16 protein-coding genes are annotated in these 16,891 nt (G+C 54.1%); 7 read left to right on the top strand and 9 right to left on the bottom strand.

The window, feature by feature from the left end:
* Nucleotides 1–83 precede the first annotated feature (83 nt).
* Nucleotides 84–1,958, top strand: a complete 1,875-nt coding sequence (locus IT971_RS13100; RefSeq protein ID WP_063095883.1) for a ribonucleoside-diphosphate reductase subunit alpha — start codon at nt 84–86, stop codon at nt 1,956–1,958.
* 40 nt (nt 1,959–1,998) lie between these two features.
* Nucleotides 1,999–3,027, top strand: a complete 1,029-nt coding sequence (locus IT971_RS13095; protein ID WP_063095609.1) for a ribonucleotide-diphosphate reductase subunit beta — start codon at nt 1,999–2,001, stop codon at nt 3,025–3,027.
* Between the two features lie 62 nt (nt 3,028–3,089).
* Here the strand turns inward: IT971_RS13095 and IT971_RS13090 are convergent, their stop codons facing one another.
* From IT971_RS13090 to IT971_RS13080, 3 genes are all read right to left on the bottom strand, one after another.
* Nucleotides 3,090–3,851 carry a tetratricopeptide repeat protein gene (locus IT971_RS13090; protein WP_007090375.1) on the bottom strand — a complete coding sequence of 254 codons (762 nt, stop codon included), beginning with the start codon at nt 3,849–3,851 and terminating at the stop codon, nt 3,090–3,092.
* A 16-nt stretch (nt 3,852–3,867) separates the two neighbouring features.
* Nucleotides 3,868–4,221, bottom strand: a complete 354-nt coding sequence (locus IT971_RS13085) for a DUF2794 domain-containing protein (RefSeq protein WP_063095611.1) — start codon at nt 4,219–4,221, stop codon at nt 3,868–3,870.
* 154 nt (nt 4,222–4,375) lie between these two features.
* The gene (locus IT971_RS13080) at nt 4,376–4,801 is read right to left on the bottom strand and encodes a hypothetical protein (RefSeq protein ID WP_063095613.1); all 426 of its coding nucleotides are present in this window, start codon (nt 4,799–4,801) and stop codon (nt 4,376–4,378) included.
* A 454-nt stretch (nt 4,802–5,255) separates the two neighbouring features.
* Between IT971_RS13080 and IT971_RS13075 the strand changes: the two genes are divergently transcribed.
* The 3 genes from IT971_RS13075 (at nt 5,256) to der (ending at nt 8,900) form a co-directional block, all read left to right on the top strand.
* Complete coding sequence (locus IT971_RS13075) at nt 5,256–5,906, top strand: tetratricopeptide repeat protein (protein WP_007090372.1); 651 nt, start codon at nt 5,256–5,258, stop codon at nt 5,904–5,906.
* 50 nt (nt 5,907–5,956) lie between these two features.
* A complete protein-coding gene (locus IT971_RS13070; protein ID WP_065702023.1) occupies nt 5,957–7,297 on the top strand; it encodes a PQQ-like beta-propeller repeat protein in 1,341 nt (446 codons plus the stop codon).
* Nucleotides 7,298–7,418: 121 nt separating this feature from the next.
* Nucleotides 7,419–8,900, top strand: coding sequence for a ribosome biogenesis GTPase Der (gene der / locus IT971_RS13065; RefSeq protein WP_007090370.1), 1,482 nt, complete (start codon nt 7,419–7,421; stop codon nt 8,898–8,900).
* 45 nt (nt 8,901–8,945) lie between these two features.
* On the opposite strand, the gene IT971_RS13060 is transcribed toward der, so the two are convergent.
* Together IT971_RS13060 and IT971_RS13055 are read right to left on the bottom strand one after the other, a co-directional pair.
* The gene (locus IT971_RS13060) at nt 8,946–9,530 is read right to left on the bottom strand and encodes a TlpA disulfide reductase family protein (RefSeq protein WP_063095615.1); all 585 of its coding nucleotides are present in this window, start codon (nt 9,528–9,530) and stop codon (nt 8,946–8,948) included.
* A gap of 129 nt (nt 9,531–9,659) precedes the next feature.
* A complete protein-coding gene (locus tag IT971_RS13055) occupies nt 9,660–10,697 on the bottom strand; it encodes an aldo/keto reductase (RefSeq protein WP_063095617.1) in 1,038 nt (345 codons plus the stop codon).
* Between the two features lie 103 nt (nt 10,698–10,800).
* Here IT971_RS13055 and IT971_RS13050 point away from each other — a divergent pair, with 103 nt between their 5' ends.
* Together IT971_RS13050 and IT971_RS13045 are read left to right on the top strand one after the other, a co-directional pair.
* Nucleotides 10,801–11,706 (top strand): LysR family transcriptional regulator, encoded by a 906-nt coding sequence (locus IT971_RS13050; RefSeq protein WP_063095619.1) that lies wholly within the window; start codon nt 10,801–10,803, stop codon nt 11,704–11,706.
* Nucleotides 11,707–11,967: 261 nt separating this feature from the next.
* Entirely contained in the window at nt 11,968–12,396 is a 429-nt protein-coding gene (locus IT971_RS13045) for a c-type cytochrome (RefSeq protein WP_230729418.1), read from the top strand.
* Nucleotides 12,397–12,470: 74 nt separating this feature from the next.
* Here the strand turns inward: IT971_RS13045 and IT971_RS13040 are convergent, their stop codons facing one another.
* From IT971_RS13040 to radA, 4 genes are all read right to left on the bottom strand, one after another.
* Nucleotides 12,471–13,184 carry an SDR family NAD(P)-dependent oxidoreductase gene (locus IT971_RS13040; RefSeq protein ID WP_063095622.1) on the bottom strand — a complete coding sequence of 238 codons (714 nt, stop codon included), beginning with the start codon at nt 13,182–13,184 and terminating at the stop codon, nt 12,471–12,473.
* Entirely contained in the window at nt 13,181–14,641 is a 1,461-nt protein-coding gene (gene purF, locus IT971_RS13035; RefSeq protein ID WP_007090364.1) for an amidophosphoribosyltransferase, read from the bottom strand. The genes IT971_RS13040 and purF overlap by 4 nt, the downstream gene beginning before the upstream one ends.
* A gap of 62 nt (nt 14,642–14,703) precedes the next feature.
* A complete protein-coding gene (locus IT971_RS13030; protein ID WP_063095623.1) occupies nt 14,704–15,390 on the bottom strand; it encodes a CvpA family protein in 687 nt (228 codons plus the stop codon).
* 62 nt (nt 15,391–15,452) lie between these two features.
* On the bottom strand, nt 15,453–16,865 hold the full coding sequence (radA, locus tag IT971_RS13025) for a DNA repair protein RadA (protein ID WP_063095624.1): 1,413 nt from the start codon (nt 16,863–16,865) through the stop codon (nt 15,453–15,455).
* Nucleotides 16,866–16,891 lie beyond the last annotated feature (26 nt).

Here is a 16,891-nt window from a genome sequence, read left to right as displayed (position 1 = left end):
ACGCCGTTTGATGAAGATAACAAACAGGAAGCGGATCGCCGCCAACGTGCGACCGTTCAGGTAAGGGGACTACAAGCATGAAGATGCTGGATGTGGTGCAGCACGAAAAAGGTGCGCGCGTTATTGTTGATCGTTCGCGCGATGCATTGCTGACTGACTTTGGCAAGGCGGTTTTGAACGACCGTTATCTGATGCCAGGCGAAAGCTATCAGGATCTGTTTGCGCGTGTTGCCAGCTACTATGGTGACAACGAAGCGCATGCACAGCGTCTTTATGACTATATCTCCAAGCTTTGGTTCATGCCCGCCACTCCGATCCTGTCGAATGGCGGGACCACGCGAGGCTTGCCGATTTCCTGCTTCCTGAACGAGGCAGACGATAATCTTGGCGGTATTGTCGATATCTGGACAGAGAATGTCTGGCTTGCGGCACGTGGCGGCGGAATCGGTTCATACTGGGGCAATCTGCGTTCGATTGGGGAAAAGGTCGGCAAGAATGGCAAGACGTCCGGGGTAGTGCCGTTCATTCGCGTGATGGACAGCTTGACACTGGCGATCAGTCAGGGATCGTTGCGCCGCGGATCGGCCGCGGTTTATATGCCGGTCAGCCATCCAGAGATCGAAGAGTTTTCCGAAATGCGCCGCCCGACCGGTGGTGACCCGAACCGTAAGACGCCGAACCTGCATCAGGGCGTTGCGATTTCGGATGCCTTCATGCGTGCGGTCGAAAATGATGAAGAATGGGCACTGACATCGCCGAAAGACGGGCATGTTGTGCGCAAGATCAGCGCACGTTCATTGTGGATACGTTTGCTGACGTCGCGCGTTGAAACCGGCGAGCCCTATATGCTGTTCATCGACACTGTGAACCGTGCGGTGCCGGAACACCACAAGCTGGCCGGGCTTAGTGTTAAGACGTCGAACCTGTGTTCGGAAATCACGTTGCCGACCGGCAAGGATCATCTGGGCGGGGATCGCACTGCTGTTTGCTGCCTGTCGTCGCTGAACCTTGAACATTATCTGACCTGGAAGGATGACACGCAGTTCATCGAAGATATTCTGCGTTTCCTTGATAACGTGCTTCAGGACTTTATCGATCATGCGCCCGATACCATGGCGCGTGCGAAATATTCCGCGATGCGTGAACGTTCGGTTGGTCTTGGCGTGATGGGCTTCCATTCCTTCCTTCAGGCGCAGAAAGTGCCGCTTGAAGGGGTGATGAGCAAGGTCTGGAACAAGCAGATTTTTGATCACTTGAAAAAGCATGCCGATGCTGCGTCCGAGAAGTTGGCGGAAGAACGCGGTTCATGCCCGGATGCGGCCGAATACGGCATCAAAGCCCGTTTCTCGAACAAAACCGCGATTGCGCCGACCGCATCGATTTCGATCATTTGCGGCGGTGCTTCGCCGGGAATCGAGCCGATGGCGGCGAACTCCTACACCCACAAGACGCTTTCGGGCTCGTTTAACGTGCGGAACAAGTATCTTGCCGAGGTTCTGGAAGAAAAAGGTCGGAATAATGAAGAAGTCTGGACATCCATCACGGTGCATGAAGGATCGGTTCAGCATCTTGATTTCCTGTCTGATCTGGAAAAGGACATCTTCAAGACTGCGTTCGAGCTGGATCAGCGCTGGCTGATCGAACTTGCCGGTGATCGCACGCCGATGATTGATCAGGCACAGTCACTGAACATCTTCCTGGCGTCGAATGTTCATAAACGTGACCTGCATCAGATCCATTTCCAGGCATGGAAAAAGGGGGTCAAAAGCCTTTATTACTGCCGGTCGAAATCGATCCAGCGGGCCGAGGTGGTTGCGAACATTCCGGGGCGTGCGAAGTCGAATGATGACGATATGCCAAGCCCGGAAAGCTCGTTTGAAATCCCGGCACTGGTTGCGGCCGCCGCCGCACAGGCATCCAGCGAACCCGATTATGATGAATGTCTCGCCTGCCAGTAAAGCGGCTTTAGCACACAGAAATTTTGCGAGAAGTGACAATATGTCTGACGATAAAGTAATTGATCTTCTGACGGAAAACCCGGTCTACAAGCCGTTCCGTTATCCGTGGGCCTATGAGGCGTGGCTGACCCAGCAGCAAATTCACTGGTTGCCGGAAGAAGTGCCGCTGGCCGATGACGTCAAGGATTGGAACCACACGATTTCCGATGCCGAGCGCAACCTGCTCACGCAGATTTTCCGCTTTTTCACTCAGTCGGATATCGAGGTCAATAACTGCTATATGCGCCATTATACGCGCGTATTCAAACCAACCGAAGTCCAGATGATGCTGGCGGCATTTTCCAACATGGAAACCATCCATGTAGCCGCCTATTCGCACCTTCTTGATACCATTGGCATGCCCGAAACCGAGTATGAAGCCTTCTTCCAGTACAAGGAAATGAAGGACAAATACGACTATATGCAAATCTGGGGCATTGGTCCGGAAGACGAGTATACCGACGAGCATGGTGACCTGCGTCTGACCACACAGGGTAAACGGAACATCGCCAAAACGCTGGCGGTGTTTGGCGCCTTTACCGAGGGTTTGCAGCTGTTTGCCTCATTTGCGATGCTGATGAATTTCCCTCGCTTTAACAAGATGAAGGGCATGGGGCAGATCGTGACATGGTCTGTGCGCGATGAAAGCCTGCATTGCGAAAGCATCATCCGCCTGTTTAGGACATTCTGCAAAGAGAACCCGGAAATCTGGGATGACGAAATGCGCAGCGACCTGATCGAGGCCTGCAAAACCATCGTCAGTCACGAAGATGCGTTTATCGATCTGTCCTTCGAAGCCGGTGCGGTGCAGGGCCTGACAGCGGAAGATATCAAGAAATACATCCGCTATATCGCTGATCGTCGCCTTAGCCAGCTTGGTCTTGAGGAGCAATACGGGATTGAACAGAACCCGTTGCCTTGGATGGATGCGATGCTGAATGCGGTTGAGCACACCAACTTCTTTGAAAACCGCGCGACGGAATATTCAAAAGCCGCAACGCGCGGTACTTGGGACGAAGCATTTTCCTGATCCCGTTTGAGGAACGAATATCATGCAAAAGGCCGCCTTCGGGTGGCCTTTTGTGTTCTGGTTCAGGGAACAGCCAATTCCTGTAGCCTTTTGTCAACACGTCTGATTTCTTCAAGGCGCAGCTTTGGTTCAAGATTGGTAATTGCCGTTGCCGGATCCATTTCAAGTTCGACACCGGGAGGCAGGGGGCGTGGGCCAAGGGCTGAACGGCGCAGCCAGTAATAGGCATCTGCATAATCCTGTTCTATACCCCAGCCGCGTTCCAGCATCGCGCCGAGCATGAATTGGGCGGCATGCATGCCTTTTTCGGCGGCGATCCTGTAGTAATGGGCGGCTTCAACATAGTTTTGTTCCGCTCCACGCCCGTGAAAATACTGTTCGCCAATCAGAAAGGCGGCATCGGTATTGTTCCCGTTGGCATGAAGAGCGCGTTTAAAGAATTCTGTGGCGCGGAACTGGTCATAGCGTAGCCCCCAGCCATTGAAATACATCAGCCCAAGGTAATAGATTGCATTTGCATGATTAGAGCGTGCTGCAAGGGCAAACCAATCTGCCGCCTGTCGGTAGTCCTGTGGTCCGGCAAGACCGCGATAGTAAAGCAGGCCAAGCGCATATTGCGCACGTGGATCGTCTTCCTGTGCGGCAACGCGCCACTGTGCGCGGGCCATTTCATAATTCCCCGCCTGATAGGCCTTGTAACCACTGGTGTAGTCGGCCTGTGCCGGTGGAGCATGAAACGTATATGCCGCCAGAACAAGAAAACCACACAGGATGGTGCGATTGCCGCGATTGGGCGAGAAGAAAGCAAGTATGGAAAGGGGCAAAAGGCGAAACCGATCTTTAACGGGATTTGAACAGCGGGACGACTTTGCGTGCACGTTTTTCAACGGCATCAAGAACGTTCTGGATTTCCGAGCTTTGTTTTATTTTTTCACCGCTGTGAAGTGCTACGAAATGCCCGGCATTCTTGTGATCCGCACCAAGTTTGATGACGGTGAAGATGGCTGTTTCGTGTGAGGAGCGGAAGATGGAGAACATGGCCATGCCATCAAGATGATCAATGGCATAGTCGCGCCATGCGCCACTTGCGACTTGTCTGGAATAGGTGTTCATGAGCTGCATCAATTCAGTCCGGTCGAAATGCACAACGCTTTTGGCTTTGCGGTACTGAGCCAGATTGAACAATGTACCCATGTCTTTCTCCGGACGTAATTTCAAAAGGCCGGGGTAGGGCGTTTATGACGCTCTGATGACACGGTAGCGCGGTTTATCCGCAGCCTCAAGTTTGAAAGGGCCGGGATATGAAAATTTTTACAAATATATGTGTGATTTCAGTTGGTTGAGGTGATTACAGGCTGCGTGAGCGTGTTGGCGGCCAGTCAACGGTTTGTGCACCGGTGTTATAAGGATCGGGTGTGCGATAGCAGCTGACGGCGGCCAAGGTGCGATAGCAATAAAGTGGCGGTTCCGGGACCGGGTCCTTTTTGCAGTATGATTTGCCATCGATCTTGCGGATGGTCGAACAATCGCGGCCAGTCGAAAGGGAAACGACGTGGTCAATCAGGGTTTTGTCGGTGTTGATGATGCTGACAACGTCGAGCGCGATATACCATTCAACACCGGTGAAGATGTGTGTACCTGCAATGTCGGATGCGGTGGTATCGCAGCCTGAGACCCCGGCACCAAGCAGCGTTGCGAATAATCCAGCCAGAACGCGCTGACGGATTATTCGTTTCGCCTCTTGTCGGCTTTGGGCCTTGTGCAAGCTTTTCATCCTGATCTCCGTGCATCGACCGGTCAGTATTTGCCCGGCAGCGATTAAAATTCCGTTTCCCGAATTTACAAATGCAATCCATGTGCCGTTTTGGGTGAAGCAGATACTGTTTTTGATGTTGGGACGGATTGGCCACATTTCAGCCGGGTTTGGCAATTAACCGGACGGCAGATTATGATTTTGGCGGCAGATTTTCGTTCGGGTTAAGGTCTGATCCTGCATCGCAGGCGGCAATTCTTTCCTTTGATGGTTGTTCACTGGATCAAAAACAACGTGATGGGTGGCAGTTTTGCGCGTGAAATACAGCATTGCGGGATTTAATTGCGATATTGGCGGCTCCTGATGTGCAGCGGACTTGACCCCTTGCGTACTGGCGCGTTAAATCCTTGCCGGAATTAATTCTGACAAGCGGGCAGGTTGCCCGCTTTCTTTTGATCGGATTGGAGCGGTTTTCGTGGTTGATATTTTCCAGGAAGTCGAAGAAGACCTCAAGCGCGAGCGCAATGAAGCGCTGTGGCGCAAATACGGCAAATACATCGTGGGTGTGGCGGCCGTGATCGTGCTGGGTGTTGCCGGACGTGAAGGCTGGAAAAGCTACGAGGAAAATTCGCGCATCGAAAACGGCACGCGCATGGCAAATGCCATTGAACTGGCACAGGCTGGTGAAGAAAAGCAGGATGCGGCACTGGGTGCGCTTGATGCGATCATTGCCGATGGCGATGCCGGTTTTGTCGCCCTTGGTCATTTCCAGAAGGCGGCAATTTATCTTCGCGCCGGGGCGAAAGATTCCGCGGTCGCCGAGCTTGAGGCAATTGCGGGTAACAGCGACGTCGAAAAGATCTATCGCGATCTTGCCGTGGTTCAGATTGCGATGAACAACGCCGACGCATCAAATGCCAAGGATTTGGTTTCGCGTTTGGAACCGATCGCTGTGCCTGAAAATCCCTGGTACTACTCGGCACGTGAAATGATCGCGATGCTTCATATCGCAGCAGGCGAGGTAGAGGCAGCAAAGCCGCTGCTGACCGAGATTGCCGATGACAGCGAAGCACCGTCAGGCATGCGCGCCCGCGCAAGTGAAATTCTGAAAGCCGTTGGCGCCTGATTGGCGGGAATGGCACAGGCAACCTGTTCACAGGGACTGGATCAGAGGATATGGTTTTGAGACCACGCAACATTAAATCCCTTTTGTGCGTCATGGGCATGTCGGTTGCCGTTTCGGCATGCTCAAGCTGGCTTGGAGAATCCGAAGATCCGCCGCTTCCCGGTGAACGCCTTGCGGTTCTATCACTTGAAAGCACGGTTCAGCCGGATGCCGAATTGAGCGATCAACGCGTGATCCTGCCGGAACCGGAGCCAATGGAAGACTGGCCGCAGAACGGTGGTCTGCCAAGTCATGCCCTGCATCATGTTGGTCTGGACAACGATGTGCTGCGTCAGGATTGGTCTGTTGGTATCGGCGAAGGATCGATGGATGACAATCTTCTGCTCAATCAGGCGATTGTGGCGCGGGGTGTGGTGTTTACCATTGATGCCGACGCCGTCGTTCGTGCGTTCAGTGCCAAATCGGGCAAACGTATCTGGTCGCTTGAACTGGCGAAGGACGAGGACGAAGACAGCACGCTTCTGGGGGGCGGTCTGGCCTATGAGAATGGTATTCTTTATGCAACCACCGGCTTTGCAGAAGTAATTGCGATTGATGCTCCCAGTGCAACCGTGATGTGGCGCTCACAGGTAACCGCCCCGATGCGCGGCGCGCCGACGGTTCGTGGCGGGCGCGTGTTCGTTGTGACGGTTGATAACCAGACTGTCGCACTGAACGCAATGACCGGCGAGACACTTTGGAGCCATCGCGGTGCATCTGAAGGTGCTTCCTTTATCGGTGGAGCAAGCCCGGCGGTTGATCAAGGGGTTGTTATTTCGGCTTACACGACCGGTGAAATGTACGCGCTTCGTGTTGAAAACGGTCAGGTGATCTGGTCCGATGCGCTGGCATCGGCGGGTCGCACCGATGCGGTTTCGGCGATTGCCGATATTCGCGGTCTTCCGGTTATTGACAATAATCTGGTGATCGCCACCAGTAATGCCGGTTTGACGGTTGCGATTGACCTTCGCACCGGGTACCGCGTCTGGGAACTGGAAGCCGGAGGCATCCAGTCGCCGTGGGTTGCGGGCGATTATGTTTTCATCCTTACCAACACAAATGACCTGATAGCCTTGCGTCGAGACACCGGACAGGTTAAATGGGTGACTGCTTTGCCGCGTTTTGTCGATCCCGAAGATCAGGAAGGCCCGATGGTATGGACCGGTCCGGTTCTGGTTGGTGACCGGTTGATCGTTGGAAACGAGCAGGGCGAAATCATGACTGTTTCCCCGTATAGTGGCGAGATCATTGGCAAGGATGAAGTTTCCGGCCCGATCACCTTGCCGCCTTCTGTTGCGGGTGACAGTCTTTACTTCCTGACTGCGGATGCCGATCTAATCGCGTATCGCTAACAGGTAGAACACAGTTTTTGCGAAAGATCCGATCTTTTGCCTGATATGCGCGTGCGCCGGAACGGGGTAAACTGCCCCTCGGCGCACATCGCCGTTTTATAACAATGAGTCTGAAAGTCAGATGTCGCTGAAAGTAGCCATTATCGGTCGCCCCAATGTCGGGAAGTCGACCTTGTTTAACCGTCTGGTCGGCAAGAAGCTGGCGCTGGTTGATGACCAGCCGGGCGTCACACGTGATCGCCGTTATGGCAGGGCGCGTCTTGGCCATATGGGTTTCGATATTATCGATACCGCCGGTCTGGAAGAGGCATTTGACGATTCAATCGAAGGCAAAATGCGCCAGCAAAGCGAAATGGCCTTTGAAGAATGTGATATTGCGTTTTTCCTGATCGATGCACGTGCGGGCCTGACCCCGCTTGACAATCACTTTGCCGATTGGCTGCGCAAACGCAAGAAGCCGGTTTATGTGATTGCCAACAAGCACGAGGGCAGGGATCAGGATGCAGGTCTGTACGAGGCTTATGGCCTTGGTCTTGGCGATGTTGCGCCGATTTCAGCCGAGCATGGCCTTGGCATGGAATTGCTGATAGATATCATGCGCCCCCATTGGGAAGAATATCGCGACAAGCAGCGCAAGGCGCGCAAGGAAGGCGATATTGCTGCCATCGATGACGATTTCGAAGATGACGAGATGGACGAGGACGATGGTTCTTTCCCGTCCTTTGAAATCGAATATGACGAAGACGATGAAGGCGAGGAAGAAGTTGTTCGCAAGGACAATTCGAAAATCCAGCTTGCGATTGTCGGCCGTCCAAATGTGGGTAAATCAACCCTTCTGAACCAGCTTTTGGGTGAAAACCGGGTAATGACCGGTCCGCAGGCTGGTTTGACCCGTGACTCGATTGCCGTTGACTGGTCCTATGAAGGCCGTCCGATCCGTCTGGTCGATACCGCCGGAATGCGCCGCAAGAAGAAGATTGATGATCGGGTTGAAAAGCTGTCTGTGACCGATACCTTGCGCGTGATCCGCTATGCGCAGGTGGTTGTCATTATGCTCGATGCGACCAATACGCTTGATAAACAGGACCTGACGATTGCGCGTATGGTCCTGGAAGAAGGTCGTGCGCTTATCATTGCGGTGAACAAGTGGGACGCGGTCAAAGACAAATCCGGTGTGATGTCGGCTTTGCGCGACAAGCTTGATACGTCCTTTGCGCAGGCCAAGGGTATTCCGATCCTGACATTCTCGGCCCTTACCGGTCGCGGGACAGACACCTTGATGCCGACAGTCCTTGATATCTATGATATCTGGAGCCGCCGTATTCCGACCTCGCAGCTGAACCGCTGGCTTGAAGCCATTACCGAACGCCATCTGCCGCCGGTTATTTCCGGCCGTCGTATCCGTCTGCGGTATATGACCCAAGCGAAATCGCGTCCACCAAGCTTCTTTATCAACTGCTCCAAGGCCGCCGAGCTGCCCGAAAGCTATACGCGCTACCTGATTAATGGTCTGCGCGAGGATTTCGACATGCCGGGTGTTCCGATCCGCATTTATCTGCGTAGCAGTGACAACCCCTATGGCAACAAGAAGAAAAAACGATAGGGCCTGAGTGCAGAAGCATCAACGGGGGCAGGAATGCCTCCGTTTTTATTTGGCAGGCTCTAAAAGACGGTCAATGAAATCGGCAGCATTGTCTGACTGCCAGTCGACCAACCCGGTTACATAGCCAAGAATACGGCCATCACGATCAAGGGCATATGTGATCGGCAGACCATAAAGGGCAAACTCGGCATTCTTTGGATTGTCACGGTTGCTATAAGCGGTTTCGCCGTTCGGATCGACGAAAAGATCAAGATTTTCAAGGCCCAAACGGCGGTAAAAGGGAATGGCCGCCAACAACCCGTCTTCATCTATCGAGACCGGAATGATGACAAGGTCATCATTGGAATGGTCATAGGCCAACTGATCAAGCGACGGCATTTCAGCCATACAGGGCAGGCACCAGCTGGCCCAGAAATTTACCAGTACCACCTTGCCGCGATAGGTCGTGATACTGGTCTGCTGATTTCGCCGGTCATAAAATCGGGTGTTGCGCGCAATCCGTTTTGGATCAAGTTCGACAAACTGGCTGCTTTCGCCAATCAGCGACAGGGGGGACGTTTCAGTCCCCCCGATGGCAGGTGCCGTGATAGTAAATATTACAGAAACGATGAGGCAGCGCAAAAATCGCATCGGGTATCCGTGGCATGATTAAACCGGATGTTCCGACTAACCGTTGATGTTGGCAAAGACAAGACAGAGCCGATCAATCCGTTGTGATCAATACCGGGTGATCGGCCCTGTTGCAGGTATTTGTAATCCTTATGCAAATAATGGCGGGTTTAGTCGGGCGAAGCCTTCCTGGATGTAATAAGGGTAATGCGGGTAGGGTGGTTGCCTTTTGCTGACGGCATCAAGGCGGGCAATTTGTTCGCTGGAAAGAGACCAGCCAACCGCACCCAGATTGTCGCGCAATTGCTGTTCATTGCGTGCCCCGATAATCAAAGATGCCACCGTAGGGCGGTGCAGCAGCCAGTTGATGGCAATCTGTGGGACGGTTTTGCCGGTTTCGGCACTTAGTTCATCAAGCACATCGACAATGTCATAGAGATGGTCTTCATCAACCGGCGGGCCGAATTGTGCGGTTTCATGCAGGCGGCTGCCATCAGGGATCGGCGTGCCGCGGCGGATTTTACCGGTCAACCGGCCCCAGCCCAAGGGGCTCCAGACCAGTGCGCCAAGTCCCTGATCCTGCGCCAGCGGCATCAGGTCCCATTCGTAATCGCGCCCGACCAGTGAATAGTAAACCTGATGGGCGACATAGCGGCTGTAACCAAGGTGATCAGATACGGCGAGTGATTTCATGATCTGCCACCCGGCAAAATTTGAAACGCCGATATAACGCAGCTTCCCGGCGCGTACGAGGTCATCCAGCGTTGACAGGACTTCCTCGACCGGGGTGAAGGCGTCAAAGGCGTGAAGTTGCAGCAGATCAATGTAATCGGTCTCCAATCGTTTCAGGGCGGCATCGGTTGCCATGATCAGGCGGTGGCGCGAGGTGCCAAAGTCATTCGGGCCATCGCCAACCGGCAAGGCCAGTTTGGTCGACAGGATGATTTTGTCGCGGCGTCCTTTAATGGCTTCGCCCAGAACCTGTTCGGACGCACCGTCGGAATAGACGTCGGCACTGTCGAACATGTTCAAGCCTGCTTCCAGGCTGATATCGATCATGCGGCTGGCTTCGCGGGCGTCAATTGTACCCCATGCACCGAACAGGGGACCCTGGCCGCCAAAGGTACCGGCCCCAAAGCTGAGTGCCGGGACACGCAAACCGGAATTCCCCAATTGTCTGTATTCCATTGTTTTCTCCTTCACTGGAAATGGTTCATGGGGGGAATATGGACAAAGGATTTATTTTCAACTAGTAGTATCTTAAGAAGAAGATTTGTGAGTTGAATTCCATATGGCGCGACTTGAAGCCAACCGATCTGGAGAGATGGAAGTCTTTGTGCGTGTCGTCGAACGCGGCGGGTTTTCGTCTGCGTCCCGAGATTTCAACATGACTCCATCGGCCGTCAGCAAGCTTGTCGGCCGGTTGGAAGATCGGCTGGGAACGCGGTTGTTCAATCGATCAACCCGCAAGCTGCATCTGACATCCGAAGGGCAGCGTTTTTATGAGCGCGCGCTTGATATCATTGCGGATATTAATGAGGCAGAACAGGAAGTCGCGACCGCAATGGCACCGCGCGGGCGGTTGCGCGTAACGGCCAACGTGCCTGTCGGGTTGCATCGTCTTTTACCGTTGGTGCCGCTGTTTCGGGAACGGTATCCCGATATCACGCTGGACGTGACAGTCAGCGACAAGGTGATGGACCTGTATGAGGAACGTGCCGATGTGGCGATCCGAAGTGGTCCGCTACAGTCATCCGGACTGATTGCGCGCAAGCTTGGGCAATGCCGGATGGCAATTGCCGCCTCACCGTCATATCTTGAAAAACACGGACGACCAACGACCGTGGATGCGCTGCAAAGCCATACATTGATCGGATACAATTTTCAGCGTGTTCTTCCTGACTGGCCGTTTCGGGTAAACGGGCAGGACGTTTCGGTAACCCCGGGGGGTGTGTTTGACGTTGCGGATGCCGAAAGTGCGCGTCAGTTGGCCCTTGCAGGGGGCGGTATCGTGCGGCTTGCAAGGTTCCACATCGATGCGGAAGTCGCGGATGGCAGGCTTGAGGTTTTACTGGATGAATTTTATCCCGGCGGCGGTGTCGATATTAACGCCGTTTATATTGGCGGGCGAGGGCATTTACCCGCCCGTGTTCGGGCATTTTTGGATTTCTGCGCCGAAAACATCCGTCTGAATTGAAAAAACACGCGTTGATTATTGCGGTGAACAAGTGGGGCGCGTTGCAGGACAAGGCCGATGAGATGTCGGTGCTCCTTTTCGCACATGGGGTCGTGCAAAACGGTTTGCAGTTTCGTTGATACGCTTGTCTCGTGGCATAGGCTTCTTTACAGTCGCAACGCTGCACCGTTTGGAGCCAAGCAAGCAACCTAAGGACTTTATATGCACCAGCATTTTTCTTTTACTCGCCCTTTGGGGCTATCCTTTGCCGTTGGAATCGCATTGGCGGTAGGATTTTGGGGTTTCGGTGTGGTTTGGGCGCAGAATGACACCAACGCCGGCGCTGCTAATATTGTTTATCCGGAAATGGATGCCCTGCGAGGTAAAAAGCTGTTTGCCGAGCGTGGTTGTGTTGTTTGCCACGCCGTGAATAATGTCGGCGGAGATATCGGACCGGGGTTTGATGCCAGCAATATCGATCAGTCATTAAACCCGTTCGATTTTTTTGCGCGGATGTGGCATGGCGCGGATGAGATGCTGCATTTGCAGCGCGCTGATCTTGGCTATCAGATTGATTTCAACGGTCAGGATCTGGCCGATATCTATGCTTTCGCGCATGACAGAGAGGCACAGGAAAGCTTCACCGAGGATGATCTGAGCGACCGTATTCGTGAGATCATCGATAATGGTCCGTCGGTCACATTTGAATAGTAAGTCCCCGGATTACGCAAATACCAAAAAGGCCGGACATATGCCCGGCCTTTGTCATTTCAGGTCACTTTGGCTTAGTATGCGTTGACGACCTCGGCATGTTTTGTGCAATCGGTTGCGGCCAGATCGACAAACACATCGGTGATGCTTTCAGCTGTCGGAAGGGTTTCCGGGTCTTCACCCGGATAGGCCTCTGCGCGCATCTTTGTGCGGATGCGGCCCGGATTGACCAGATTAACACGCAGGGGCGTTTCTTCGACTTCCTGGGCATAGGACAGCACCAGACTTTCCAGCGCGGCCTTGGTCGACGCATAAAGGCCCCAGAAAGCACGTCCCTTGGACGAGGCATTCGAGGTCACAAAGATCGCTCTACCGGCATCGGAAAGACGCAGAAGTTTATCGACACTGCGGATCAGGCGAAAATTCGCCGTGACATTCGTCGCATAAGTGTTTTCAAAAACCTGTGTATCGATATGGCCGACCGGGGCAAGTTCCCCCAGAAGACCGGCATTGCCAACGACGATATCAAGCTTGCCAAAGCGTTCATAGATCGATGCTCCCATGGCATCGATCTTTTCATACATGGTCAAATCCATGGGCAGCAAAACAAGTTTGCCGCCATCAGCCCGGATTTCATCATCAAGTTCTTCGAGCGCACCGACATTACGACCCAGCGCAATAACAGTGGCACCTTCGGCAGCAAAACGTTTTGCGACCGCGCGACCGATCCCGTGCGAGGCCCCTGTGATCAGGGCAACGCGGCCTTCAAGGCGCTTAGCATCACTCATGCGGACTGCCTTTCGACAAGCTGGCTAAGTTTGCGGTCCTTGTTTTCGGCCTGATGATCGACCAGACGGATCGGATAATCACCGGTGAAGCAGGCATCGCAGAAGGCCGGACTGTCATTGTCGCGTCCCGTGAGACCGGCTGCGCGATAAAGGCCGTCAATGGTGACAAAGGCAAGGCTGTCGACACCAATGATCTTTGCCATGCTTTCGATGTCGTGATTGGCCGCCATCAGTTTTTCCTTCGACGGTGTATCAACTCCATAGAAGCACGGATTGGTGGTCGGCGGGCTTGCGATGCGCATATGCACTTCGGCAGCACCAGCCTGACGGACCAGATCGACAATCTTGGTCGAGGTGGTACCGCGAACAATGGAATCGTCGACCAGAATAACGCGTTTGCCCTTAAGCTTGCCGGGGTTGGCGTTGTGTTTCAGCTTCACGCCAAGGTGGCGGATCTGATCGGTCGGCTCGATGAAGGTACGACCGACATAGTGGTTGCGGATGATGCCCAGTTCGAACGGGACGCCACTTGCCTCGGCATAGCCAAGCGCGGACGGGACACCTGAATCGGGGATCGGTACGACCACATCGGCATCAACACCGGATTCCAGTGCCAGTTCGCGACCGATATTTTTGCGCACGTCATAAACGCTTGTGCCTTCGACGATGCTGTCGGGGCGGGCGAAATAGACATGTTCGAAAATGCAGAAACGCGATTTGACCGGTTTGAACGGCTTGATCGATTTGAGGCCGTCATCCGTGATTTCAACGATTTCGCCCGGCTCGACGTCGCGAATGAATTCCGCGCCAACGATATCAAGGCCAACCGTTTCCGATGACAGAATATAGCTGTCATTCAGCTTGCCCAGAACCAGCGGACGTACACCCAAGGGATCACGTACACCGATCAGCTTTTTCTGGGTCATGACCACAAGGCTGTATGCGCCTTCGACCTGACGAATGGCATCAATCAGGCGATCCACGATTTTTTCATACAGGCTGGTTGCGATCAGATGAATGAATGTTTCGGTATCCGAGGTCGACTGGAAGATCGAACCACGTTTTACAAGACGCTCCCGCACGGCAAGTGCGTTGGTCAGGTTTCCGTTATGGGCAATCGCCAGACCGCCGAATTCGAAATCTGCAAAGAGTGGCTGCACGTTGCGAAGGCCTTTGCCCCCGGCCGTGGAATAGCGCACATGGCCGATGGCACGGTGGCCTTGCAGGCTTTTTATTACGTCTTCAGAACCGAAGATATCGCCGACCTGACCGGATGCCCGGTGCGCAGGGAAATCTTCGCCGTCATAGGAAACGATGCCGGCGGCTTCCTGTCCGCGATGCTGAAGCGCATGCAGGCCAAGGGCCGTCAGGGCCGCCGCATCGGGCGATCCGAAAACACCGAAAACACCGCATTCTTCACGCAGCTTGTCGTCGTCAAATGGATTGGTGGTCAGCATGAGTGGGTTCCGCTCTCTCGCCGGTGGCGCAGGATACCGCACCCATGCGAAACCCTATCGCCTCACTCGTTGGTGGTCGCCTCAATCAGACGATCCAAATCATCGCGCGAGGGCCTTGTATACCCGTTTAGGGGCTTGGGTCCAGCACCTTTTGGCTCAGGACCCAGAAGTTGACGGTATGTCTGGTCGTTGATTTCCGCATCACGTTGCGCACGGGCCATTTCTTCGGCGGTTGTGTCAAAGATTTCATTGGGCATTGCGCGCATCAGCAGAAACGCACCTTCTTCTAGAACCGGGCGGGTACGGGCGTCTCGAACCCAGTCTGGCTGCGAGGTTGCCGGCAAAAGCCATGACAGAGCCAGAAAGCCGATACAGGCGATAAGCCCGCCACGCAGAAGCCCGAAGACAAAGCCAAGCGTGCTATCGAGGCTATCAAGACCGGAATTCTGAACGGCACGACCAATACGCCCGCTGATGAAGGAAAATATAAGGAAGCTTATCAGAAACAAGCCAACCCCGGTGGCCAGATCGGCAATCAGTTCGGAAGGAATCAGATCACGCACATAGGGGCGCGCGACCGGATAACCATACAATGCGCAAATACCAGCTCCGACCCAGCCCATCATCGACAGGGTTTCATGGATAAAGCCGCGGAAAAATGCAAACAGACCGGAGATCAGGACAATGCCTACTATCACCAGATCGAATACGTCCCGTGCACCAAGATCGGGCAGGCTGGAAAAGTCCATAATTTCGTAAATCCTGTTGGTCAGTCAGTTCGCAGTAAGCGCACAAAAAAGCCGGGCAACGATCAATACATGCCTTCGCGCGGACGCACCTTGTCACGAACATCATCGCCGAAGAGATTTACCAAATCCTGAAGATGGCCGATTTCACGCTGGTTAAGGCCCTTGATCGTGATCTTCTTCTTGCCGTTGCCACCGGTTCGCGGGCTATAGGCATTTACAAAGCCGAGTTTGGCGGCTTCTTTAAGGCGTGATTCGATTTGACCGACAGGGCGGACTTCGCCCGAAAGGCCGACTTCGCCGACAATAACGGTTTCGGCAGGAACCGGCGCATCTGCGACGGCAGATATAAGGGCAGCCGCCACGGCAAGGTCGGCGGCGGGTTCGCCCACACGCATACCACCGGCAACGTTCAGGTAAACGTCAAATTGGCTAAGTGGTAAGCCACAGCGCGCATCCAGAACCGCAAGGATCATGTTCATACGGGCCGAATCCCAGCCGACAACCGCCCGACGTGGCGTGGCGAGTGCTGATTGCGCAACCAGCGCCTGAATTTCCACCAGCATCGGGCGGGTGCCTTCAAGTCCGGCAAACACGGCGGTGCCCGATACCGGGGCTTCACGGTCGGCAAGGAAAAGGGCGGACGGGTTCGGGACTTCGACAAGGCCCGCATCGCCCATTTCAAACACGCCAATTTCATCGGTCGCACCAAAACGGTTTTTAACCGCGCGCAGAATGCGGAACTGATGGCCGCGTTCGCCTTCGAAATATAGAACCGTGTCGACCATGTGTTCCAGAACACGGGGACCGGCAATCTGGCCTTCCTTGGTGACGTGACCGACAAGGATCACGGCAAAACCCTTGCGCTTGGCAAGGCGGATCAGTTCAAGTGCACAGGCGCGGACCTGCGATACAGTACCCGGGGCACTGTCGAGCGTATCGGCATACATCGTTTGAATGGAATCGATGACCACGACTTCATGTGAACTTTGATCCAGTGTCGCAATGATATCGCGCAGGCTGGTTGCGGCGGCAAAATCGACCTTTGATTTTTCAAGTCCAAGACGGGCGGCACGCATGCGTACCTGATCAATCGCTTCCTCGCCGGAGATATAGGCGCATTTATGTCTGGCCGACAGGACGCCAACGGCCTGCAACAGGATCGTTGATTTACCGATCCCAGGATCGCCGCCAACCAAAAGGGCAGAGCCAGGAACAAGACCGCCACCAACCGCACGGTCAAGTTCGGCAATGCCGGTTATAATACGAGGCGGGCTTGCACTTTCACCTTCAAGGGCGACGAAATCAAGCTGTTTGCCCTTCGACCCGGTCGCGATGCCACCGGTTGCCTTGGGGCTGGCTTCAATGCGTTCTTCCTCGATCGAATTCCATTCGCCGCAGGCATCGCAACGTCCGGTCCATTTCCGGTATTCTGCACCGCAATTCTGGCAGATGAAACGACTTTGGGTTTTGGCCACAGGTGGCTCCGCGCATGAGGATGGAA

The sequence above is a fragment of the Thalassospira sp. B30-1 genome, assembly GCF_015767575.1.
Lineage (GTDB): Bacteria > Pseudomonadota > Alphaproteobacteria > Rhodospirillales > Thalassospiraceae > Thalassospira > Thalassospira xiamenensis.
Note: the sequence above shows the minus strand (reverse complement) of the source record. Positions and strands in the feature narration are given on the sequence as shown.